This window comes from Stenotrophomonas sp. 05L414_2 (assembly GCF_056397905.1).
Window position 1 is genome coordinate 61,280 of record NZ_JBFTOJ010000001.1, and the last position, 19,917, is coordinate 81,196.

Annotated in this window: 22 protein-coding genes and 1 tRNA gene; 7 read left to right on the forward strand and 16 right to left on the reverse strand. The window is 66.2% G+C overall.

Annotation, left to right across the window (positions count from 1 at the left end; genetic code table 11):
• Positions 1 to 66: 66 nt before the first annotated feature.
• Positions 67 to 873 carry a hypothetical protein gene (locus AC1DJN_RS00300; protein WP_025878333.1) on the forward strand — a complete coding sequence of 269 codons (807 nt, stop codon included), beginning with the start codon at positions 67 to 69 and terminating at the stop codon, positions 871 to 873.
• 78 nt (positions 874 to 951) lie between these two features.
• On the opposite strand, the gene AC1DJN_RS00305 is transcribed toward AC1DJN_RS00300, so the two are convergent.
• From AC1DJN_RS00305 to rocF, 3 genes are all read right to left on the reverse strand, one after another.
• Positions 952 to 1,173: a CsbD family protein gene (locus AC1DJN_RS00305; protein ID WP_025878332.1), complete on the reverse strand. Its 222-nt coding sequence runs from the start codon at positions 1,171 to 1,173 to the stop codon at positions 952 to 954.
• 211 nt (positions 1,174 to 1,384) lie between these two features.
• Complete coding sequence (locus AC1DJN_RS00310; protein WP_019661832.1) at positions 1,385 to 1,522, reverse strand: entericidin A/B family lipoprotein; 138 nt, start codon at positions 1,520 to 1,522, stop codon at positions 1,385 to 1,387.
• A 167-nt stretch (positions 1,523 to 1,689) separates the two neighbouring features.
• Positions 1,690 to 2,610: an arginase gene (gene rocF, locus AC1DJN_RS00315; RefSeq protein WP_032978254.1), complete on the reverse strand. Its 921-nt coding sequence runs from the start codon at positions 2,608 to 2,610 to the stop codon at positions 1,690 to 1,692.
• A 258-nt stretch (positions 2,611 to 2,868) separates the two neighbouring features.
• On the opposite strand from rocF, the gene AC1DJN_RS00320 reads away from it, so the two are divergent.
• Entirely contained in the window at positions 2,869 to 3,813 is a 945-nt protein-coding gene (locus AC1DJN_RS00320) for an SEL1-like repeat protein (protein ID WP_442251465.1), read from the forward strand.
• 619 nt (positions 3,814 to 4,432) lie between these two features.
• Here AC1DJN_RS00320 and AC1DJN_RS00325 read toward each other — a convergent pair.
• The gene (locus AC1DJN_RS00325; RefSeq protein WP_032978249.1) at positions 4,433 to 5,203 is read right to left on the reverse strand and encodes a DUF3011 domain-containing protein; all 771 of its coding nucleotides are present in this window, start codon (positions 5,201 to 5,203) and stop codon (positions 4,433 to 4,435) included.
• 110 nt (positions 5,204 to 5,313) lie between these two features.
• A complete protein-coding gene (locus tag AC1DJN_RS00330) occupies positions 5,314 to 5,457 on the reverse strand; it encodes a hypothetical protein (RefSeq protein WP_442251466.1) in 144 nt (47 codons plus the stop codon).
• Between the two features lie 208 nt (positions 5,458 to 5,665).
• On the opposite strand from AC1DJN_RS00330, the gene AC1DJN_RS00335 reads away from it, so the two are divergent.
• Positions 5,666 to 6,298, forward strand: coding sequence for a hypothetical protein (locus tag AC1DJN_RS00335; protein ID WP_442251467.1), 633 nt, complete (start codon positions 5,666 to 5,668; stop codon positions 6,296 to 6,298).
• 500 nt (positions 6,299 to 6,798) lie between these two features.
• The gene (locus AC1DJN_RS00340; protein WP_032978243.1) at positions 6,799 to 7,203 is read left to right on the forward strand and encodes a hypothetical protein; all 405 of its coding nucleotides are present in this window, start codon (positions 6,799 to 6,801) and stop codon (positions 7,201 to 7,203) included.
• A 58-nt stretch (positions 7,204 to 7,261) separates the two neighbouring features.
• Here the strand turns inward: AC1DJN_RS00340 and AC1DJN_RS00345 are convergent.
• From AC1DJN_RS00345 to birA, 4 genes are all read right to left on the reverse strand, one after another.
• A tRNA-Thr gene (locus tag AC1DJN_RS00345) sits at positions 7,262 to 7,337 on the reverse strand.
• Positions 7,338 to 7,378: 41 nt separating this feature from the next.
• Positions 7,379 to 8,212, reverse strand: a complete 834-nt coding sequence (locus AC1DJN_RS00350; protein WP_140227891.1) for an SPOR domain-containing protein — start codon at positions 8,210 to 8,212, stop codon at positions 7,379 to 7,381.
• A gap of 9 nt (positions 8,213 to 8,221) precedes the next feature.
• On the reverse strand, positions 8,222 to 8,953 hold the full coding sequence (locus tag AC1DJN_RS00355) for a type III pantothenate kinase (RefSeq protein ID WP_025878323.1): 732 nt from the start codon (positions 8,951 to 8,953) through the stop codon (positions 8,222 to 8,224).
• Positions 8,950 to 9,915, reverse strand: a complete 966-nt coding sequence (gene birA / locus AC1DJN_RS00360) for a bifunctional biotin--[acetyl-CoA-carboxylase] ligase/biotin operon repressor BirA (protein WP_032978357.1) — start codon at positions 9,913 to 9,915, stop codon at positions 8,950 to 8,952. Before birA ends, AC1DJN_RS00355 begins: the two co-directional genes overlap by 4 nt.
• 143 nt (positions 9,916 to 10,058) lie before the next feature.
• On the opposite strand from birA, the gene AC1DJN_RS00365 reads away from it, so the two are divergent.
• Positions 10,059 to 10,334 carry a hypothetical protein gene (locus AC1DJN_RS00365; protein WP_032978241.1) on the forward strand — a complete coding sequence of 92 codons (276 nt, stop codon included), beginning with the start codon at positions 10,059 to 10,061 and terminating at the stop codon, positions 10,332 to 10,334.
• Positions 10,301 to 11,089, forward strand: a complete 789-nt coding sequence (locus AC1DJN_RS00370) for a M90 family metallopeptidase (protein ID WP_193600430.1) — start codon at positions 10,301 to 10,303, stop codon at positions 11,087 to 11,089. Before AC1DJN_RS00365 ends, AC1DJN_RS00370 begins: the two co-directional genes overlap by 34 nt.
• 72 nt (positions 11,090 to 11,161) lie before the next feature.
• Here AC1DJN_RS00370 and AC1DJN_RS00375 read toward each other — a convergent pair whose 3' ends face one another.
• The 4 genes from AC1DJN_RS00375 to dusA all read right to left on the reverse strand — a co-directional run bounded on the left by AC1DJN_RS00375 (position 11,162) and on the right by dusA (position 14,977).
• The gene (locus tag AC1DJN_RS00375) at positions 11,162 to 12,586 is read right to left on the reverse strand and encodes an ATP-binding protein (protein WP_478038545.1); all 1,425 of its coding nucleotides are present in this window, start codon (positions 12,584 to 12,586) and stop codon (positions 11,162 to 11,164) included.
• Between the two features lie 22 nt (positions 12,587 to 12,608).
• Complete coding sequence (locus AC1DJN_RS00380) at positions 12,609 to 13,292, reverse strand: response regulator transcription factor (RefSeq protein WP_004136763.1); 684 nt, start codon at positions 13,290 to 13,292, stop codon at positions 12,609 to 12,611.
• A gap of 72 nt (positions 13,293 to 13,364) precedes the next feature.
• On the reverse strand, positions 13,365 to 13,733 hold the full coding sequence (locus tag AC1DJN_RS00385; RefSeq protein ID WP_025878314.1) for a hypothetical protein: 369 nt from the start codon (positions 13,731 to 13,733) through the stop codon (positions 13,365 to 13,367).
• Between the two features lie 212 nt (positions 13,734 to 13,945).
• Positions 13,946 to 14,977: a tRNA dihydrouridine(20/20a) synthase DusA gene (dusA, locus tag AC1DJN_RS00390; RefSeq protein WP_478038547.1), complete on the reverse strand. Its 1,032-nt coding sequence runs from the start codon at positions 14,975 to 14,977 to the stop codon at positions 13,946 to 13,948.
• 146 nt (positions 14,978 to 15,123) lie between these two features.
• Between dusA and AC1DJN_RS00395 the strand changes: the two genes are divergently transcribed.
• The gene (locus AC1DJN_RS00395; RefSeq protein WP_282280310.1) at positions 15,124 to 15,702 is read left to right on the forward strand and encodes a hypothetical protein; all 579 of its coding nucleotides are present in this window, start codon (positions 15,124 to 15,126) and stop codon (positions 15,700 to 15,702) included.
• A gap of 57 nt (positions 15,703 to 15,759) precedes the next feature.
• On the opposite strand, the gene AC1DJN_RS00400 is transcribed toward AC1DJN_RS00395, so the two are convergent.
• From AC1DJN_RS00400 to AC1DJN_RS00410, 3 genes are read right to left on the reverse strand one after another with little or no spacing between them, the layout of a single operon-like run.
• Positions 15,760 to 18,528, reverse strand: coding sequence for a peptidoglycan-binding protein (locus AC1DJN_RS00400; RefSeq protein ID WP_313114737.1), 2,769 nt, complete (start codon positions 18,526 to 18,528; stop codon positions 15,760 to 15,762).
• Positions 18,529 to 18,569: 41 nt separating this feature from the next.
• On the reverse strand, positions 18,570 to 18,974 hold the full coding sequence (locus AC1DJN_RS00405) for a lysozyme inhibitor LprI family protein (protein WP_033832800.1): 405 nt from the start codon (positions 18,972 to 18,974) through the stop codon (positions 18,570 to 18,572).
• Between the two features lie 54 nt (positions 18,975 to 19,028).
• Positions 19,029 to 19,898 (reverse strand): hypothetical protein, encoded by an 870-nt coding sequence (locus tag AC1DJN_RS00410; protein ID WP_282280312.1) that lies wholly within the window; start codon positions 19,896 to 19,898, stop codon positions 19,029 to 19,031.
• Positions 19,899 to 19,917 lie beyond the last annotated feature (19 nt).

The following is a 19,917-nucleotide window of genomic DNA, read 5'->3' on the forward strand; positions in this document are numbered from 1 at the left end:
TGCACACGGTCAACCCCGTCAGGGCCTCCGGCGCGTTCATTCACCCAACCCCGCTGGAGACGCCCGATGAAACGCCTGCTGCCCCTGCTGCTTATCCTGCCTCTGGCCGGCTTCCGCCCGGCTCCGCTGCCCCCGCCGATGCCGCAGGACGGCCCGGTGCGCGTGGCCCTGGTCGACCGCGACCGCGGCACCGAGCTGCGCAGCTACCCGGCCGACGGCCAGCGCTGGGTGGCCGGTGAGCGCGGCCACCGCTATGCGGTGCGCCTGTACAACGACAGCCCGCGACGGGTGCTGGTGGTGCTGTCGGTGGACGGGGTCAACGCCATCTCCGGCGAAGACGCCGATCCCTCGCAGACCGGTTACGTGCTCAACCCTGGCCAGCGCGCCGATATCACCGGCTGGCGCAAGACCCAGGACGAAGTGGCCCAGTTCGTCTTCAGCAGCCCCAGCGGCAGCTATGCCAGCCGCACCGGCCGCCCGGACAACGTCGGCGTGGTCGGCGTGGCGGTGTTCGAGGAAGCGCGTCGCTGGTACCCGCGTCCGCAGCCGATCCTGCGCGGTCGCGCCGGGCCGGCACCGGCGTCGGCCGAAGCCTCGGCGGCGGCCGACGCCAGCGCCAGCCGCATTGAAGGCTATTCGGCCAAGTCGCAGGCACCCGCGCTGGGCACCGGGCATGGTGCGCGCGAAAGTTCTTCGGTGCGCGATACCGATTTCGAACGCGCCACCCGCAGCCCGGCACAGGTGCTGCAGCTGCGCTACGACAGCGCCCGCAACCTGCGTGCACGCGGCATCCTGCTCGATTCGCCCTCGCGCCTGGACCGCCAGCCACAGGCCTTCCCCAACCGCTACGTGCCCGACCCGCCGGCGCGTTGATCTGCACACAGCACAACGCCCGCACCTTCCGGCGCGGGCGTTGTCGGTGGGGGCATAACGCGGGCGTTCGACGCCCGGTTACTTGTAGTCCGGGTAATCCTTGTGCATCGCTTTCTCGAAATCACGCACTTCGGTTTCTGCGCGGTCCTTGGCCCAGCCATAGCGCTCCTGCAGGCGGCCCGCCAGATATTCGGCATTGCCCTCGGCCACATCGAAATCGTCATTGGTCAGATCGCCCCACTTCGCCTGGGCCTTGCCCTTGAGCTGGGACCACTTGCCGGAAATGATGTCTTTGTTCATTGCTGAGGCTTCCTTGGAATGCAACGGCGTTGTTACCGTGGCTGCAGCATCGCGCAGTGCACGTTGAAGCACGGTCAACCGGCCATGAAAGCGCCGCTCACCTGCTTGAATGGTTCACTACCGGTCGACACGCGGCGTCCACACGCAGCAAGCGCGCATGAAAAAGGCCGGGAAGATCCCGGCCTTTTCCGTAGTGCGCACCACCTCAGGCTCAGTTGCCCTTGGCGGCATCCTCAACCTTCTCACCAGCCTTCTGCACGTCCTTGCCGGCACCGGCAACGGTGTTGCAACCGGCCAGCAGGGCCACCGAGAACATCGACAACAGCATCAGGGCAACTACGCGCTTCATGGGCTTCTCCTTGGGTTTGCCGCTACACCGCTCAATCACGGGGTTCGGTTGTATTGATCGGGGCGGCAGGCTGGCTCGAAGCCAACACTGCCGCGTGAGGTGCAATCTGGCGGCAGGGGCGTGGAGCGCGTGTGAACGGTTCGTCCAACCGTTCAGGCTGGATCCTCTCAGTCGCGCATCAGGGTCGATTTCCCGAACAGGCTTTCGACCAGGTCCACAGCCAGTTCGGCGGTGCTGTTGTGGTTGTCCAGCAGCGGATTGAGTTCGACGATGTCCAGCGAGCCCATGCGGCCACTGTCGGCGATCATCTCCATCACCAGCTGCGCTTCGCGGTAGTTCACCCCGCCCGGGACGGTGGTGCCCACGCCCGGGGCAATACTCGGGTCGAGGAAATCGACGTCGAAGCTGACGTGCAGGTGGGTGTTCTCGTCGATGCCGGCCAGCGCCGCTTCCACGGTACGCTTCATGCCGTTCTCGTCGATGTAACGCATGTCGTAGACATCGACCTTGTGGGTCTTGATCAGGCGCTTTTCTTCCGGGTCCACCGAACGGATGCCGATCTGGTGCACCTGTGAAGGCTGGATCGCCGGCGAAGTGCCGCCCAGCCTGGTCAGCGCATCCGGGCCGAGGCCGCACAGGCAGGCCACCGGCATACCGTGGATGTTGCCCGACGGGGTCACCTCACTGGTGTTGAAATCCGAATGCGCATCCAGCCACAGCACGCGCAGGTCCTTGCCCTGCTCGCGGCACCAGCGCGCGACGGCAGTGATCGAACCGATGCCCAGGCAGTGGTCGCCGCCCAGCATGATCGGCATGCGGCCGGCCTGGAGTTCGGCGTAGCTGGCTTCCATCAGCGCGTGGTTCCACGCCACCACCTCGTCCAGGTGGCGATAGCCCTGCACCGGCGCAGTCCACGGGTTGCGCGGGCCGTCCAGGTTGCCGAGGTCGCGCACGTCCACGCCACGCGCTTCCAGTGCTTCGGGCAGGCCCGCCACGCGCAGGGCTTCCGGCCCCAGCCGGGCGCCGCGATGGCCCGCCCCGATGTCGGTGGGGACGCCGATCAGGGTAACGGCGGGATGATGGGCCATGGGTGCCTCCTGCGAACGAAAAAGAAGCACAGTCTAGCCAGACGCATGTGACACCACTCGCGGCGGTGCAGCAGGAAATGGCGGCGCCATGGCGCAAGTGGGCAACGGGCAACCACGCGTAGGACTTACCCGGCCTTGTGAATCAGAAATTCTTCCGCCTGTGATGGGGCTCACCACACTGACGGATACGGCTCTATCGCTTTCCCGTCAGCGCAGCGAAGGTGCTCGCCCCAAAATAGAGGCAAGGATGTTCCTGCGTTGAATCGAAGAAAACTCTTACCCAGCTTCTCGACGCTGTTCAGCAAGCGATTATGTATCGGCACGCTGACAGTGTTGACGGCGTCCTGCTCGGTATCTGGCGGCGACACCTCGGCAGGGCACGCGCCACTTCTGGAGATGAAGCGTGCCGCATCAACCCATGAAATGGCCGATCCGCGTAGTGCAAGGACCGATGAACAGCCATCCACCGGGACGCTCAATACGCGCATAGCATTAGGACCCAAGGCGTTTCTGATCGACATCAAGAGTCCCGAGTACATAGGAGATGCAACAAGCTACATCGACGAGAGAGTACAGCGATCGAAAGCAGGCGACAGCCAGGCAAGCTACGAAATACACGCAAGGGTTGCCAGTTGCAAACGCGCCCTCGATCCCGGTGACGACGGTGAGTACAAGGTGTACTCATCCATGGGTCTTGCCGAGCAGTTCTCGAGGCGTATCGAAGAAGAAATCGAGAACTGCAAGGCGATTGCCGAACGAACCGACATCACGGGAGAAAACTGGCTGTCACTGGCAGCCGCCCAAGGGTCGATTGAAGCCCGACTTATGTACGCCCAGAACCCTCGTGCGGCCATCGGCGATCTCACTGACGTTCTGTCAGACCCCAGCAGGCTGATCGACTATCGCCGGAACGCTGTGGAGTATCTAAGCGAATCTGTTTCCTCAGGGAACGTGGATTCGATCGAAGCTCTCGCAAACATCTATGACAGAGGAATAGTCGCCGAGCGCTCCTACACCAAGAGTCTCGGCTACTGGATGGCCCTGCAGCGCGTGCATCCAAGCCAGTACTCCGCGGAATCGATAAGCCGCCTGTCCAGCAGCATGCAGACAGAGCAGATCATTCATGCGCAAGAGCTCTCAAGTGATATCTACCGATCATGCTGCGAACGACTCTCGATTGATAATCCTACGCACCAAGAATAGACAGACGGCTCAATCATGTGAAGACGAAGATACTTATTGCGGCAATCGCAGTCCTGGCAGCAGTCGTCGCACTTCCATTCGCGCATGCGACCTGACCCCTCGGAAACGCTTCATCCGTATTCGGCCCAGCGTCCTGCGCGCAGTGCCGTGGACAAACCCCACTTCCAGATACAGCAACCAGAGTTTTTCTGACCAGATACACGCAGGTGACGAACAAGAACAATTCTGGAACCTTCAAGGAATCCATTCAACCAGGCTCCAAGGTCATCGTCTGCAACGCGTCCCACTGCGTGACCTACCAAATGACCGATAGCCAGGACTGGAATGGGGCTTCGCGTGAGCCCATCACGACGAGCCATCCCCCTCGCGGCGGCGGCGGGAATGGGAATGGCGGCGGAGGCGGCGGCGGCGGCGGCGGTTACACCGGGCCCATCAGTGGCGGCAGCCATGGCGGAGGGGGCGGCGGAGGGTCCGGCAAAGTCACCGTCGGGCCGGCCAAACCGTCCCGCCCCACCCACGAGGATTGACGGAGCTACGCGATAGCGTCATTGGCCTGCTTCTGCAGGCCAATTCACGCGCGAGCAGCCACATACCCGACTGCAAAGCATGGGACACAGACTCAGCGCCGCTTGATCGGCGTCACGCTCTGCACCCGGCCGTCGTTGCGCATCATGCACAGGAAGCGGCCCTCGGGATAATCGATGATCAGTTCCTGGTAATCGGTGCCGACCGGCACCTGGGTCACCAGCGTGCCCTGTGCGCCTTTGCTTGCATTGCACGAACCGAGCGCGGTATCGCCCGCTGGCGCGCGGACTGCGGCCTTGGACATGTTGCGGAACGTCGCGCGGCAGCCGCCATTGACCCAGACCGAATGCCGCGACAGGCCCCAGTTGCTGCCCTGCTCGCAACGGGTACGGCTGAGCTGGCGCACGATCTCCACATTGCCACGCGTGTCCATGTCACAGGACACCTGGCGCTGGTCGGTGGATTCGCAGGTCACCTCGCGTGGCAGTGCTGCATCGTCATCGCGATCCTGATCACGGTGGTGCCTGCCGCCTTCCACGGCAGCCGCCGGCGTGCCGTTGTTGCTGACCTGGCAGATGCCGTTGGCACCGCCGCGTCCGGTGTAGCTGACCTGCGGCGTACCGTCGTCACCGGTGCTGATTGAAAGCGTGGTGCCGCTGCTGGCATCGCGCGCTTCGAAGTAGCGATCGTTGAAGCGCTTGAGCGTGGTTTCGCGGCCCTGCACGTAGACCGGCCCGCCTTCGTCTGCATGGACATCCAGCCCACCGGGGCAGCTGGCATTGAAGAACGGCACGGCGGCCATCGCCGGTGCTGTGAAGGCGCTGGCGAGCAGCGCGACGGTCAACGGCAAGCGGTGGCGGCGCATGGTCAGCTTCCTTGTGAGGAGTGAGCGGAGGGCGCCAGTATGGGGGCTGCCGGAGTTGCTCGACCGTGAGGAATATCAAGCAACCGATCACGGACTGCAGACCACCGCCATCAGGCCAGCGCTATCATCGGGCGCATCACACGGACGTCCGGTATGCACACATGACAGCTCCTCCCTTCGACCACGCGCAGCAGCTGCTGCTGGCGCTGCAGCAACGCATCCACGCCTTCACCCTGGACAGCGCGGCTGAGCATGAGCTGGACATCGAGGACCCAGCCAGCCCGCTCTGGGAAGACCTACAGGAACGGGTGACCGTGGCGCCATTGTACGGCGGCCTGCACGTGGAGTTCTTCGGCAACCCATGGGAAGAGCCATTCGCATGGACGCTGGCCTGCCTGTCCGACCAGCGCGTGGCCGATGCGATCATGTCGCTGTCGTTCACCGGCCCGGACGAAGGGGCCAATGGCACGCGAGTGGGCGTTCACCGCGCTGCTGGACAGCGATGTGCGTTTCCCGCGCCTGCGCGCATTGTCGATCTCCCCCACAGAGCCGGCCGACCACAACATGTCGCTGGTGCAGCGCGCGGGCACCATCATGGAAGAAGACGGCGAGATCGCCCGCTTCGTTTCCAAGGCCCCGTATCTGAGCGAACTGGTCGTGCCGAATGCACCGGACGCCGCGTTCTTCGAGGTTCCGCTGCCACACCTGCACAGCCTGCGCATCGGCGGTGGCTCTGACACCCAGCGCTTCATCGACAACCTCGCCGCATCACGCAGCCTGCCTGCCTTGGGCCTGCTGGATTTTTGCGAATCGACGGAGCTGCAGTTCTCCTGGGCCGACGCGCGCGTGGCTGAAGCGGTCACGCCTTTCGCGGCCTATGAGCGCTTGTTCGCCAGCGATGCCTTCGATGCGCTGCATACCTTCCGGTTGCGAAACAGCGCGTTGGATGTGGCGCAGCTGCAGACGCTGCAGGCCATGCGCCCACGGTTGTCGTTCATGGTCATCCAGGCCGCGACGGGGGGCTATGTCAGCCATTTCGCCAAGGATGTGTTTCCGTGGCGCCACCTGGTGCCGGGTGATCCGGGGACGCGTTGATCGCCGCGCGGGTGCGTATGATGGTTGAGTGGGCCGCTTGGTGACGCGGTTAGGTTGGCTTGACACGGCACGGCGGCGTTACGCCGCACGATCGCGGCGCTACGGCCTGCTTCAGGCTCTAATAGTACGCCGCGCAGGATGTCGTTTTTGCCTTGGGATTGGCCACGACAAGCCAATTGCGATAATTCATTTTTCCTTTCAAACAGCGCGATGCCATCGGAACAATCGACTGGCACCCCGTGATTCTGCGTGCGCATGATGAATCGCCATCGACAACGGATGGCCGGGGCTTCCAATCCCGAATGAGTTGAGTTGTTTACGCTTGTCAGCCGGCGCCACCACCTCGGGGGTGGCGTCGGCTGGCAATCCGTCTGCTGCGTTACGGCGGGCGGTGCGTGGGGGCCTCGCGCCCACCGGCTTCTCAACTCACCGGTATTGGAAACCACGCATCGTCCGCCACCCCCTGCGGTGGCGCCTCTCTTGTACCCGAGGATGCCCACATGCCCGTTCCTGACTATCCCTATCTGACCGCCACGCTGGGCGACGCCGCCGAACGCCTGCCCCCCGAGCTTGCGCAGCCGTTGGAAGCCGCGTTCGCCGCCGCCGTCGATGTCCCGGACCCCATCACGTTGCAAGGCTGCCTGCTGCGCATCCGCAATGGCGATGGTGCCGACGGTCAGCCGTGGCGCGGGCCAACGCTGACACCCGGCCAGGGCATGGCCATGGCACGCGCCGACCGCGCCGCTGCCGGGCTGACCACCTTGCTGGAAATATTCCACGCCGCCGAGCGCGTGCGGGTCGATGGAGGCGACGAGCAGCAGATCGGCGACGGAACGCGCGAAGGGCTGCTGCTGGCGTGCCGGGGATTGGCGGAGTATGTGGAGCTGCAGCTGCATGCGGCGTAGGCACACAGACACTAGCCGGCCCCATGCAACAAAAGGGGCAAGRGAGATTGTCGGGAGATGGTGCCGCTTATCCGAATCGAACGGATGACCTACTGTTTACAAGACAGTTGCTCTACCAACTGAGCTAAAGCGGCACGGGGTGAAACGCCGACGGCAGCGCCGTGGTTTGGGAATTCTAGCGCAGTCGCGTGCATTCCAGCGACCGTTGCTGCGCGGCGCCACTGCGCTGCTGCGCCTGGGCCGGTTCGCTGCCGGTGGCCAGCTGCCCTTCCAGCCACCATTGGCCGGCATCGCCACTGGCCACCAGGCGCGGCTGGAAGCCGGCGGCCTGCACCGCGGCCATGCGCCGTTCGGCGCCCTCGCGGTTGCGGTACTGGCCCAGCGCAATGGCGTTGGTCTCGTCGCCCTGGCTGATGATGTAGTAGTCGCTCAGCCCGGCAGCGACGATGCGCTTGACCGTGGCCTGCGCGTCATCGCGGCTGGCGGCGGCGGGCAGCAGCACGCGGTAACGGGCGCTGCCGCTGGCGGCGGGCTGCTCGCGCAGGCGCACCTGGCCCAGCAGGTTGCCCGCACGACTCTGCGCAGCGCTGGCAGCGGCGCGGTCGGCGAACGGGCCCAGCGCCAGGCAGCGCGGCGGTACGGCCGGGGCTGCGGGTTTCTCAGCCACCGGTTCGGGCGCTGGCTTGGCGACGGCGGCCATCGGCTCAGGCGCCTTCACTGGTTCGGCTGGCTTGCTGGGTGCTGCAGGTGTCGCCGCTGCGGGTGTGGGTACAGCGGCCACTGCGGTAGCCGGCGCCGCCTCACGCTCCACCAGTGCTTCAGTGGGTGCCGCTGCCGAGGCCTGCGCGGCCACGGCCGCATCGGTGCCACCGGGCAACCAGCGCAGCTCGGCCACGCCGGTCGGGGGCGGTGGCAACGGCGCGCGCGCGGGTTCATCGCGCAACAGCCACCAGGTGGCAACACCAAGATTGAGGATCGCCAGCACGACGATCAGGGCACGGGTCAGCATGCGCCGATACTAGCCTGCGGGCTGGTGCACCGCCCAGCGGGCGAGGCCATCCAGCACCAGCGAGGGGTGGTAGTCGGCGCCGTCCAGCAGCGGCATCAGCGCGGGTGCGCCACCGCCGTGCACCAGCAGCGACGGCATGACGCCCAACAGCGCCTGTGCCTGGCGGGCGCTGCGTTCAACCAGCGCCACGGCGGCACCATCGCAACCGGAGGCCAGCGCATCGGCGGTGTCGTTGGCGAATTCGCTGTAGTCACCGCCGCTGGCCGGCAGCTGCACCGCGCGCGCGTGCAGCGCCTCGCGCATGGTGGTCGGCGAGGCGGAAATGCGTCCACCGTGATGCTGGCCGTTGGCATCAAGCAGGTCGATGGTCAACGCGGTGCCGACACCGACCACCAGCACCGGCCGCTGTGCCTTGGCGGCAGCCAGCAGCGCCAGGAAGCGGTCGACACCGAATTTTTCCGGTTTGGCGTAGGCAATGCGTACACCCGCACACTGGGCGCTGGTGCGCACTACATGCACGTGCTCGAAGCGACGCTGCAGCTGATCCAGCATCGCGCTGGTCAGCGATGGCGCGGCGACGCTGGCCACAAACGCGGTGCCGCCACTGGGCAGGCTGTGCGGCGGTTGCCCGGCCATGCCTTCGGCGCCATGTGCCCAGGCCTGCACATCACCGGCACGGTCACCCTGCAACGGCGCGAACTTGAAGCGCGAATTGCCCAGATCGAACAACCAGTCGCTCATGCTTTTCTCACACTGACTTCGCCGGCATGCAGCAGGCGCTCGCGGCCATCGATGCGCACGCGCAGCGCGCCATCGTCAGCCAAGCCGAGCGCGGTACCGTGCTGCCATTCGCCATCCAGCTGCACGCGCACTTCGCGCCCGGCCAGCATGTCGAACGCTGCGTAACGCAGCAGGAACGGCGCCAGCCCTTCCCGGTCGAATTCCTCCAGCGCCGGTAGCAGCCGTGCCAGCACCGCGGCCACCACCGTGTTGCGATCCACCGACGCGCCGGCCAGTGTGTCCAGGTCCACCCACGGCTGGGTGATCTGTTCGGCGAAGGCCGGCGGCATGTGCACGTTGATGCCGATGCCGATCACTGCACGCGCCGGGCCGGCGTATTCGCCACCACCCTCGGCCAGCAGGCCCACCAGCTTGCGGCCATCGACCAGCACGTCGTTCGGCCACTTCAGCTGCGCCTGCGTGTAGCCCAGGTCGTGCAGGGCTTCGGCCACGGCGACGCCGGCGACCAAACTCAGCCCGGCCAAACGGCCCAGGCCACCCTCGAACAGGCGCAGCACCGACAGATACACATGGGCGGCCAGCGGCGACGCCCAGGTGCGCCCGCGACGGCCACGGCCGCCAGTCTGGCGCTCGGCCAACAGGACGCTGACACCGCGCTGGGGCGCGCTGCAGCGCAGCAATTCGGCGTTGGTGGAGTCCACCGTCCAGGCCACCTGCAGGTCGTGCAGCAGTGCTGCGGCCTCCTTGGGCAGGCCGGCGCGGATGGCCCCGGCGTCCAGCAGGTCGACCGGCCGGGTCAGCCCGTAGCCCTCGCCTGCGCGACCTTCAACCTCGACGCCAGCGGCCCTAAGCCCTTGAATTCGCTTCCAAATGGCGGCCCGGGTCTGGCCCAGCTCACGGGCCAGGGCGTCGCCGGACAGGCGACCGGCAGCGAGTTTGGCCAGCAATTGGCGATCGTCCACGGCAGCCTCCACAAGGTCAGGACGGAATTATGCGGGAAACCCGCCAGCGGCGCCCGCCGGCCCCGGTTCCGGCGGGCTTCCAATCTGGCTCCGGGTTCGGGCTAGAATCGGGAACTCACCTTCCCTTAACGTGGATGTCGTCAATGCGCCGTTATGCCCATTGCCTGATCCTGCTGACGATGCCCTTCGCGGCATCTGCCACAGCAGCGCTTGATGACAGCCGTGGCGCCTGCGTCTACTCGGCCAGCGATGCAGCCTCGCAGCGCACGCCGACCACCGCGCCGACAGCGACGGCCGCCAAGCCGGCACCGGTACGTCCGGCCGCCGCGACCAGCAGCGGCGGTGGCGGTGACGACGATGTACTGCAGCGCATCCGTGCGCCGAAGTGGCACAGCTACCTGCCGGGTATGTTCCGCTGATCAAGTCGTTGCTGCAGTGGTTGCGGCCCGCGCCGCGACCGATCGAAGACGCACACTGGAACGATGCCTGCCACCGCGCAGCGTGGTTGCGCGGCCTGGACGACGAACGGCATGCACGCCTGCGCGCGCTGACCACGCGCTTCCTGCATGAGAAGACCATCTCCCCCATCGGCGACCTGCAGCTGCAGCCGGCCGATGGCGTGCTGCTGGCCGCACTGTGCTGCCTGCCGCTGCTGGAGTTCGGCGAGGTGGGGCTGGAAGGCTGGTCGCAGCTGATCGTCTACCCCGATGCGTTCCGCGTGCATCGCAGCCATATGGACGCCGCCGGCGTACTGCATGAGTGGGATGACGAGCTGATCGGCGAGTCGTGGGACAGCGGTCCGCTGATTCTTTCGTGGGCCGATGTGCAGGCCGAYCTGGCGGCACCGCATGAGGGTTACTGCGTGGCCGTGCATGAGATGGTGCACAAGCTGGATGCGCTCGACGGTGCGATGGACGGCACGCCACCGTTGCCGCGTGCGTGGCAACGCGAGTGGGCAGCTGACTTCCAGAGATCGTACGACGCGTTCTGTGCGCAGGTGGATGCCGGCGTGGAAACACGGATCGATCCGTATGCGGCCGAGGCGCCGGAAGAGTTCTTCGCGGTGGCCAGCGAGTACCACTTCTCTGCGCCGGACCTGCTGGCCGAAGCGTTGCCGGAGGTGGCTGCGCATCTGCGGCGGTTCTATGGTGAGCCGCCGGCAATGGTCGGGTGATTCATCCGTCCGCCGGGCATGCCCGGCGCTACCCGAGGGTCTACGTCGACCGGATCGGGTTGCAACGGATCGTTACGGCCCCGGCGGCAGCCGCACTTCGAAACGGGCGCCGCCCAGTTCGCTGGAACGGGACACCTGCAGCTCGCCGCGGTAGTCCTTGATCAGGTCCTGCACGATCGACAGGCCGATGCCGTGGCCCTGTACGCGCTCATCGCCGCGCACGCCACGCTGCAGCACCTTGCCGATGTCCTCCGGAGCAATACCCGGGCCATCGTCATCCACCGCCAGCAGCAGACCGGCGCGACGCGCATTCGGCGCCGGCAACGGCTGCGCGGTCAGCAGCACGCGGCGCTTGGCCCACTTGAACGCGTTCTCCAGCAGGTTGCCCAGCAGCTCCTGCAGGTCGCCCGGTTCGCCGTGGAAGCGCGCGGCCGGGTCGATGTCGAATTCGCACAGTACGCCCTTGGACGCATAGACCTTCTCCAGGCCGCGCACGATTTCCTCGGCGTTGGATTCGATCGGCAGCGGTGCCGAGAACAGCTTGTGGCCCGACGAGGCCGCGCGTGCCAGCTGGTAGGACACCAGGTTGTTCATGCGCTGCAGCTGCACGTCCAGCTCTTCGCGCAGGGCGCCATCGCCAGCGCCGCTGTCCATCTGCGTACGCAGCACCGCAATCGGCGTCTTCAGGCTGTGCGCCAGGTCGGCCAGGGTATTGCGCTGGCGTTCCAGGTTCTCACGCTCGCCCTCGATGAAGGCATTGATGCTGTCGGTCAACGGCTCAAGCTCGCGCGGGTGGCGCTCGCTCATGCGCTCGGTCTCGCCGCGCTGGACCTTGGTCAGTTCGGTGATCACCCGCCGCAACGGGCGCAGGCTCCACTGCAGGATGACTGTCTGCAGCAGCAGCAGGATCAGGCCGATGCCGCCCAGGTAGAACCAGACCCGGCTGCGGAACACGCGCAGCTGCGCGCCCAGCGCGCGCGAGTCTTCCATCACGTAGATGGTGTACGGGAATTCGGTGGCCGGGTCGGCGTCGGCATCCCACACCAAGCCTAGGCCATAGCGATACACCGAGCCCTGGCTGCCGTCGATCTGGATCATCGGCAGCGGGCCTTCGAATACTTCCTGGCGCGGAGCCAGCAGGCCGCCGCCGACGGTGGGCAGCATCGGGCCTTCGGCGGACATCGAATTGCCCTTGCCGTCGGGCATGACGACCTGCAGGTACAGGCCGCTGCCGGGCACGTCGAAACGCGGATCCGGCGGCTGCTCGCGGATGTACAGCGAGCGGTCGCGGGTGAAGTCGATGCCGRCCGCATAGGCGGTGGCATAGTTCTTCAGGCGCTCGCGCAGGTTCGCCTTCGCCGTATCGGCGAAGGCGGCATCAAGCGCGTAACCGGCCAGGGCCAGGAACGCGACCAGACCCACYGACGCGGCGAACATCTGGCGCGCCTGCAGRGAGCGCGGCCGCCAGCGTCGGAAGAACCACAGACGGCCGGACATCGTTTATCGCCTGTTGAAGGCCTCAGCCCTCGTTACGCGGAATCGCGAAGCGGTAGCCACGACCGCGTACGGTCTCGATCGGCTTCAGTTCGCCATCCGGGTCCAGCTTCTTGCGCAGGCGGCCGATGAACACTTCCAGCACGTTCGAGTCACGATCGAAGTCCTGCTGGTAGATGTGCTCGGTGAGGTCGGCCTTGGAGACCAGTTCACCGGCATGCATCATCAGGTACTCCAGCACCTTGTACTCGTAGCTGGTGAGGTCGACATTGCTGCCGGCCACGCTGACGGTCTGCGCTGCCAGATCCAAGGCAACCGGACCGCATTCCAGGGTCGGCTTGCTCCAGCCGGCGGCGCGGCGCAGCAGCGCGTTGACGCGGGCCAGCAGCTCTTCCACATGGAACGGCTTGACCAGGTAATCGTCGGCGCCCTGCTTCAGGCCCTCGACCTTGTCCTGCCAGCTCGAACGCGCGGTCAGGATCAGCACCGGGAACTTCTTGCCTTCGTCGCGCAGCGCCTTGATCAGCTCCATGCCCGACATCTTGGGCAGGCCAAGGTCGATGATGCCGACGTCGAACGGCACTTCGCGGCCCATGTACAGGCCTTCTTCGCCGTCCTGCGCTGCATCGACGGCAAAACCTTCGCGCTTGAGCCGGGCTGCCAGGGTCTCACGCAGCGGGGCTTCGTCTTCGACCAGAAGGATACGCATGAACTCTCCCTAGTGTGCTGGGTGCGGCCCGGAGGCCTGTGGGTACGGGTTGATAGCGACAACTATCCCTGTTCAGGGGTTATCGCCGCGTAGTGATGACATATCCGACCGCGGCGTGCGCGGCTGTGAACGTGCCGGGGCGGGGTCGTCCATGTAGCGGACCCGACCGCGGTCGTCCATGTATTTGACCCGGTTGATGTCACGACCATCGAACGGCACACGCTCGGCGCCCAGGATGTGGCCACCGGTGGTGCGCTGCACGCGGCGCACGGCATCGGACAGCGAGCGCTCGTTGCTGGCGCCACGGCCTCCACGCTCCATCATTTCTGCGCGCCCCTGTTCCCGCTGCGGGTCCTGCGCCAGCGCCGAAGACAGCGGGGCAGCCGCCAGGACCACGCAGGTGGCCAAGGCAATACAGCGGTGGAAGGGAGCGGAAGACATCGATGCGATCCTAGCCGAGSACGGCGATTCGTTCAAAAGTCGTAAATCCGGGCACCGGAATGGAACCCGGCGTTTTACAAATCTTTTGCAAATTCTTGGTTTCGGGCAGTGAATCCGGTCTGAACTTTTCCAGATGCTCCAGACCGTTGTTCAGCTAAGTGAACATTCGGGACGAAACGGCCGCCCTTGTCAAGTCAGGAATGTGACTGACGTCACGCAGCGGCGCGATCGGCTTCGCGTTCGGTGACTGCCAGCGCCTGCTCGATCAACGTCCAGTCGGCACCGGGACGATGGGCGCCCTCGCTCAGCACCTGGCGGAATGCGCGGCCGCCGGGCTGGCCGTGGAACAGGCCGAGGATGTGGCGGGTGATGTGCTTGAGGGCCAGGCCCTCGCCCAGGCGGGCTTCGATGTACGGGCGCAGTGCGCGCAGCAGCTCGCCGCGCGGACGCAGTGGCGCGCCGGTCTGCAGCGCTTCCAGCTGATGCAGCAGGTAGGGGTCGTGGTAGGCTGCGCGACCGAGCATGACGCCATCGACGTGCGCGGCCTGCGCCTGCACCGCCTCGATGCTGGCCAGGCCACCATTGAGCACCACCGGCAGTGCCGGGCGCTCGTGCTTCAGCCGGTAGGCCCAGTCGTACTTCAACGGCGGAACCTCGCGGTTCTCCTTCGGCGACAGGCCCTTCAGCCAGGCATTGCGGGCGTGCACCACCACCATCGCGGCGCCGGCCTCGACCTGGCGGTCGACGAAACTGGCGAATACCTCGTAGTTGTCGTCTTCGTCCACGCCCAAGCGGCATTTCACCGTCACCGGGATGTCCACTGCCTCGACCATGGCCGACACGCATTCGGCCACCAGCACCGGCTCGCGCATCAGGCAGGCACCAAAGCGCCCGGCCTGCACGCGGTCGGACGGGCAGCCGCAGTTGAGGTTGACCTCGTCGTAGCCCCAATCGGCGGCGATGCGCGCGGCCTGCGCCAGCAGCGCCGGATCGCTGCCACCGAGCTRCAGTGCCAGCGGTTGTTCGCTGGCATCGAAACCGAGCAGGCGCTGGCGATCGCCATGGATGACCGCATTGGCGTGCACCATTTCGGTGTACAGCCGCGCACCCGGCGCCAGCAGGCGGTGGAACACCCGGCAATGGCGGTCGGTCCAGTCCATCATGGGAGCGACGGACAGGCGCAGGGAATCAGCGTAACGGGCGGTGGCGGACGTCATCGGGCGGTTGATCGTGGAGACTGGCATTGCCAGTGAGATCAATAGTTTACACCGGGCGGATGAATGGCGGYGGGCAGCCGGGGATGCAGGCCGGGTTGCCGCTGCCGCCCTTGCGTGGGGATACTCGGTACGCGAGTTCCTGTTGCACCGCATCTGTTGGAAGGGAAGCCACAATGAAACCGACTGCATCCTCGCTGGCGGGCTCTGGCCTCGCCTGCCTCACCCTGCTGACGGTGCTGGCTTTGGGCAGTGGTTGCAGCAGCGTCCGCGACGCACGCCTCGCCGAAATCAGGCCGGGCCCACGATGCGACCTCACCGAAGGCGCCACCTTCGACAACCGGCCGTCCTACCTGTCGGAAGGACAGGAAAATGCGCCCGTCGGCGCGCTTTCCAGGCTCTTTGGCGTCTACAACAAGGACATCCACCAGGTCACGATCCGCCAGGAGGCGAGCCGGCTGGTGGCCCGCTTCCATGCCGCCGACGGCACCGGCATCGAGGCTGCAGGCAGCGCTGCCAGCAAGAGCTACAGCGCCGAAGGAGAACAGCTGGTCATCAACCGGTGGTCATCGTGCAAACCGGGCGAGGCCGGCGCCGGCTGCGTCTGGTCACGCGTGGAACTGTCCTGCACGGTGGAAAACGATCTGGTGGTGAAGCAGGTGGACGGAGGCGCGGTCCTGCTGGCCCTGATCATCCCGATGGGCCAACGCAGGACCCAGTTCGGGGTGTACCGGCGGGTCGACCCTGCAGAATGAATCGACAGAAGGCCCCGGGTCGTTGGGCCCGGAGACTTCGGCCACAGTGCAGCAGGCTTACAGGCCGCGGTTGCGCACCTGCTCCTGCTGCTGTTCCTGCACGCGCTGGTTGAACTGGACATCCAGTTCCTCGGTCTGGCGGGTGCTGGCCTCGACCGACTGCGACACGGCCTGTCGGCTGTCGACGAAGGTGCGCTGCGCAGCAGGGTCGCCGACATTGCCCTGCACGGCGAACAAGCCGCTGCCATCCGGGCGTGCGACCACATGGTCGATCTGGCGCATGCCGGCGACCTTGCTCTCGTAGGCCAGCTGGCCGGCGGCGCGTTCGGTTTCCTGCGCATTGGCGAACAGCGGGCACAGGCCAGCCTGCACGCGCTGCTGCTGCAGCTCCTGTAGTTTCTCCAGGGCCTGGTTGAAGCGCGGATTCTCGGCATGCGAAGGATCGCGCATGCTGGGCGCTGCCGGTGCGGTCGGTTCGGTGCGTGCCGGGGCGGCGGCGGTCTGTGCGCCGGCCTTCACTGCGGCCGGGTCGTCCAATCGGCCCAGGGTTTGGCGGCCAGCCTTGCCATCCTGCTCCAGGCCGTTGTTGGCCTGGAACTGCTTGACCGCCGCAAAGGTGTCCTTTCCGTAGATGCCATCGGTCGCCAGCGGCTTGCCGTCGGCGCCCACGTGGCCCAGTGCCGCCAGCTTGCCCTGCAGCGCCTTGACCTCATCGCCGCGTTCGCCCTTCACCAGCATGCCGTCGGCCATCGGCGCCTGCTGCGTGGCACGTGCGGCCTGCGCGGCTTCGGGCCCCTGCGCGTGTACCTTGCCGCCGAGGGTGATGCGGTCGTTGAGCATGTCGCCGAGGTAGCGGCGGAACTGCGCTGGCTCTACTTCGATATGCGCGTGCACCGCGCCGGGTGACCCCACATCGGACTGGCGCACCAGCGGCGCACCGTACTCGACGAAATCGCCGGTCTTGTACGGGATGGAGCCGACGGCGCCGTGCAACACCTGGCCCACCAGTTCGCGGCGGGTATCGCCGGCCGGGTGGCTGAAGATGCTGATGGAATTGGTGCCGTCCTTGTTGAGCTGGACGTAGCCAGCCACCGGACTGGGAATCATCAGGCTGCGCCCGCCGGCACGGTCGGTCAGGATCAGGTCCTTCTGCACCAGCGGAATGCCGTTGGTGTCGCCACGCTTGCGCACGGCCTCCAGTTCACCGTCGACCATGTCCGCGGTGCGGTCAACCTTGCTGGCATCGCCAGCGCGCACAGCGGCGGCATTCGTTTTGGGATGGTGGATCTTCAACTCACGGAACGCGTCCTCGCCGCTGATGCCGTGGCGAAGGACGCGGTTGCTGCTGCCGTTGCCGAAGGGTTCCACCACGGAAATGCGCTCGCCACCGGGCGCTGCGGCGCCTGCAGGGCCAGTGTGTTGCTGCGCTGCGGCTGGCGCAGCCCTCGTCGGGGCTGCCGGCACAGCCGGCGTGGCAGGGGTAGCAGGCGAAGGCGCGGCAGGGCGATGCTGTGCGGCCTCGGCATCGATCGTGCGACGCGTCTGTGCGTCGGCCATGCCGGTGGCCGGCAGATGGTGCTGCTGCTGGAACACATTGATGGCGTGCTGGCTGCCCGCCCCAAGGTAGCCATCGGCGGTGATCGCTTTGCCATGCGCATCGGTCAGGCCCAGCGCGGCCATGTCACGCTGCAGCGCGCGCGCCTCGCGGTCGATCGCACCCAGCGTGGTCGGCCCGGCCTTGCCGTCGACCGGAGTCAGGCCATGGTCACGCTGGAAAGCTTCGACGGCCTGCCGGGTGCTGGCATCGAACTGGCGATCAGGATGGATCGCCTGGGCACCCGCGCCGCCATAACCCAGCGCGTGCAGGTTGTGTTCCAGCTTTTCCACCGCGCGGCCGGTAGAGCCCTCTTTCAGCACCTGCGGGCCACCGCCACCGTGCTTGTGCGAGCGCGCCTGTTCCAGCGCTATGCGGATGTCGGGATCGTTGCCTTCGGTGGCCGGCGCGAAGTCGCGGCGCCCCACTTTCAGATGTGCGCGATCCATCTCCGCCGAGTGGCGGGGATAGGCATCTTCATAAGCAGCGGCGACGTCGGCGGCCGCCAAGCCGGCATAGTATTTCTTGTCCTGGCGGATCTCGGCCGCCTTGTCGCGCAGGTCCTGGTAATCACCACCCCGCTTCAGTACGGCTTCCAGCTGCGGCAGTGTCCCCGGCAACTGGTTGGCGGACTTGGCGATCAGCGCGATCGCTTCGAAACGCTTGTCTTCTGCGATACCACTACCGTGCTTGTCCAGCATCGTCATGGCGATGCGGGTGGCGTTGCGCACCTGCGGGTAGTCCACGTGGGTGTGGATCCACTGCTTGCCTTCGGGCGAACCGGCCCAGGCGTTGATGCTGTCGCGGGTCGGGACATCGATGAAGCGGATCGAGGAGCGTTTGCCCTGGCCGTCGCCGTGACTGAGCAGGTCCGCGCGCAGATCGGCGCGGTCGCTGGTGAAGGGCAGATGGTGCGCTTTGGCGTAGCTGCTGGCCTGCTGGATGACTGCGTCCACGTAGGTCGTCTCGCCGGGCTTCAGCGCACGCTCTTCGGTGGCGCCCAGCGGCCATTTGCCGCGCTGGCCGAAGTCGACCTGGATGGTCCCCAGCGAATAGCCACTGTTGGCGGCCACCGCGCTGACCGTGCCCCATTTCGGCTCATCCAGTCCCTTGGTGATGCCGGCGATGCTGAGGTGGTACGACGATCCGCCACCTTCGGTGCCGCGTCCGACAGCGAAAAACACCGCGCCAGCGGTTGCGTCAAGGTTACGGGTATCGATGTTGTTCGGCATGGCTCACTTCCTTGTCCGTGGAGGGATGACCGTGTTGCGGATTACGGACCGATCAGGCGCAGATAGGTTTCCAGCTGATCGGCGCGCGCGCGCAGGCGCTCGGTGTCATTCAATTTCTGCTGCAGGTTGCCCGGCTGCGAATCGTCGTACAGCACGGTTTCCAGTTCGCCATCGCGCTGGCGCGATTGCAGCCACGCCCGTTGCGCGGCCAGCAGGCGGGCCTTGGCCGAGGTGTCGAGATGTCCCTGCAACTGCTGGTATGCCTGGTTCAACCGGCGGTCCTGCCGGTCCGATTCGCTGGACAGGCAGGCGGCCTCTTCGATGGAGCCCTGCGCGCGGCCTGAGCACGCCTGGAAGGCCGCGCTCAGCGCGGGCGCTGCATGCACCTGGCCGGTGCACAGCACCGCCATCGCCGCTAACACAATGCCCGAGGTCCTGCTCGCCATGGTCTGCTTCCTACCGGTCAATGCTTCAATGCGTTGCACAGGACGAATGCCCCGTCAGGGGGCCAGCATGCGCTTCTGCAGCTCCACTGCGCGGTTGGCGTAGCGGTTGATACGGCACGACTGCGCGTCCAGCGCCTGGCCCACGCTCTCCGTGGCCACACCGCAGCGCTTGTCGGTGTCTTCGGCCCAGTTCGCCTGCTCGTCCATCCAGCGGTCCTTGGCCGGGCCGTCGGGGCTGTCCATCAGCCGCGCAACCTGTGCTTCCAGGAGCGCTTTGTGGTGGGCGAGCTCGGTCGTGTCGCAGACTTCCAGCTGATCGTCCATACCCCGGGCATCCTGCACGCACCGGGTGTATTCGGGCCGCAGCGTTGCCTGGGTATAGGAGGTATCGGGCGGGCCACTTTGCGCCATCAATGCGTCGGCACGGTTCGCCACGCGGAACAGGCGGCACTCCTGTGCCTTCTGCAGGTCATCCACACCGGCATTGGACGGAGCGGCGCAATGACGGTCGGTATCGCTGCGCCAGGTTGCCTGGGTGGCAAGGAACGCCTGCTTCGCAGCAGCGTCGAGCCCGGTCACAGCCTTGCTGGCACCCTCCTGCAGGCGCCCTTCCTGATAGGCCAGTTCATCCTTGCCGCAGGCCTGCAGCTTGCCCGCATCCTCCACGCCATCCACGCACCAGCCATAAGCCGGGCGCAGACGACCGTTCGTGTAGGACGCATCGGGGTACCCGGAGGAATCACCAGACGCTGGGTTGGGGGTCGCTGCCGGCGATGCCGCGGCGAGCGGTGCCGGGGTGGGCGCCGCTTCGGCCGACGCAGGGGAAGAAGGTGCCTGGCACGCGGTGAGCGCCAGGCACAGGGCCAGCACCTTCCAGTACCGACGGCCGAAGGCGATCTGTTCATTGCCCCGACGGGCATCCATTGCCTGCATTGCTTGTATC

Bases quoted from the DNA above. Each gene is read 5' to 3' on its own strand.
- AC1DJN_RS00300 (WP_025878333.1), top strand. From the start codon at position 67: ATGAAACGCCTGCTGCCCCTGCTGCTTATCCTGCCTCTGGCCGGCTTC.
- AC1DJN_RS00305 (WP_025878332.1), bottom strand. From the start codon at position 1,173: ATGAACAAAGACATCATTTCCGGCAAGTGGTCCCAGCTCAAGGGCAAG.
- AC1DJN_RS00310 (WP_019661832.1), bottom strand. From the start codon at position 1,522: ATGAAGCGCGTAGTTGCCCTGATGCTGTTGTCGATGTTCTCGGTGGCC.
- rocF (WP_032978254.1), bottom strand. From the start codon at position 2,610: ATGGCCCATCATCCCGCCGTTACCCTGATCGGCGTCCCCACCGACATC.
- AC1DJN_RS00325 (WP_032978249.1), bottom strand. From the start codon at position 5,203: ATGCGCCGCCACCGCTTGCCGTTGACCGTCGCGCTGCTCGCCAGCGCC.
- AC1DJN_RS00330 (WP_442251466.1), bottom strand. From the start codon at position 5,457: ATGCTCAGCCGCGCTGTCCAGGGTGAAGGCGTGGATGCGTTGCTGCAG.
- AC1DJN_RS00335 (WP_442251467.1), top strand. From the start codon at position 5,666: ATGGCACGCGAGTGGGCGTTCACCGCGCTGCTGGACAGCGATGTGCGT.
- AC1DJN_RS00340 (WP_032978243.1), top strand. From the start codon at position 6,799: ATGCCCGTTCCTGACTATCCCTATCTGACCGCCACGCTGGGCGACGCC.
- AC1DJN_RS00350 (WP_140227891.1), bottom strand. From the start codon at position 8,212: ATGCTGACCCGTGCCCTGATCGTCGTGCTGGCGATCCTCAATCTTGGT.
- AC1DJN_RS00355 (WP_025878323.1), bottom strand. From the start codon at position 8,953: ATGAGCGACTGGTTGTTCGATCTGGGCAATTCGCGCTTCAAGTTCGCG.
- AC1DJN_RS00365 (WP_032978241.1), top strand. From the start codon at position 10,059: ATGCGCCGTTATGCCCATTGCCTGATCCTGCTGACGATGCCCTTCGCG.
- AC1DJN_RS00380 (WP_004136763.1), bottom strand. From the start codon at position 13,292: ATGCGTATCCTTCTGGTCGAAGACGAAGCCCCGCTGCGTGAGACCCTG.
- AC1DJN_RS00385 (WP_025878314.1), bottom strand. From the start codon at position 13,733: ATGTCTTCCGCTCCCTTCCACCGCTGTATTGCCTTGGCCACCTGCGTG.
- AC1DJN_RS00395 (WP_282280310.1), top strand. From the start codon at position 15,124: ATGAAACCGACTGCATCCTCGCTGGCGGGCTCTGGCCTCGCCTGCCTC.
- AC1DJN_RS00400 (WP_313114737.1), bottom strand. From the start codon at position 18,528: ATGCCGAACAACATCGATACCCGTAACCTTGACGCAACCGCTGGCGCG.
- AC1DJN_RS00405 (WP_033832800.1), bottom strand. From the start codon at position 18,974: ATGGCGAGCAGGACCTCGGGCATTGTGTTAGCGGCGATGGCGGTGCTG.
- AC1DJN_RS00410 (WP_282280312.1), bottom strand. From the start codon at position 19,898: ATGGATGCCCGTCGGGGCAATGAACAGATCGCCTTCGGCCGTCGGTAC.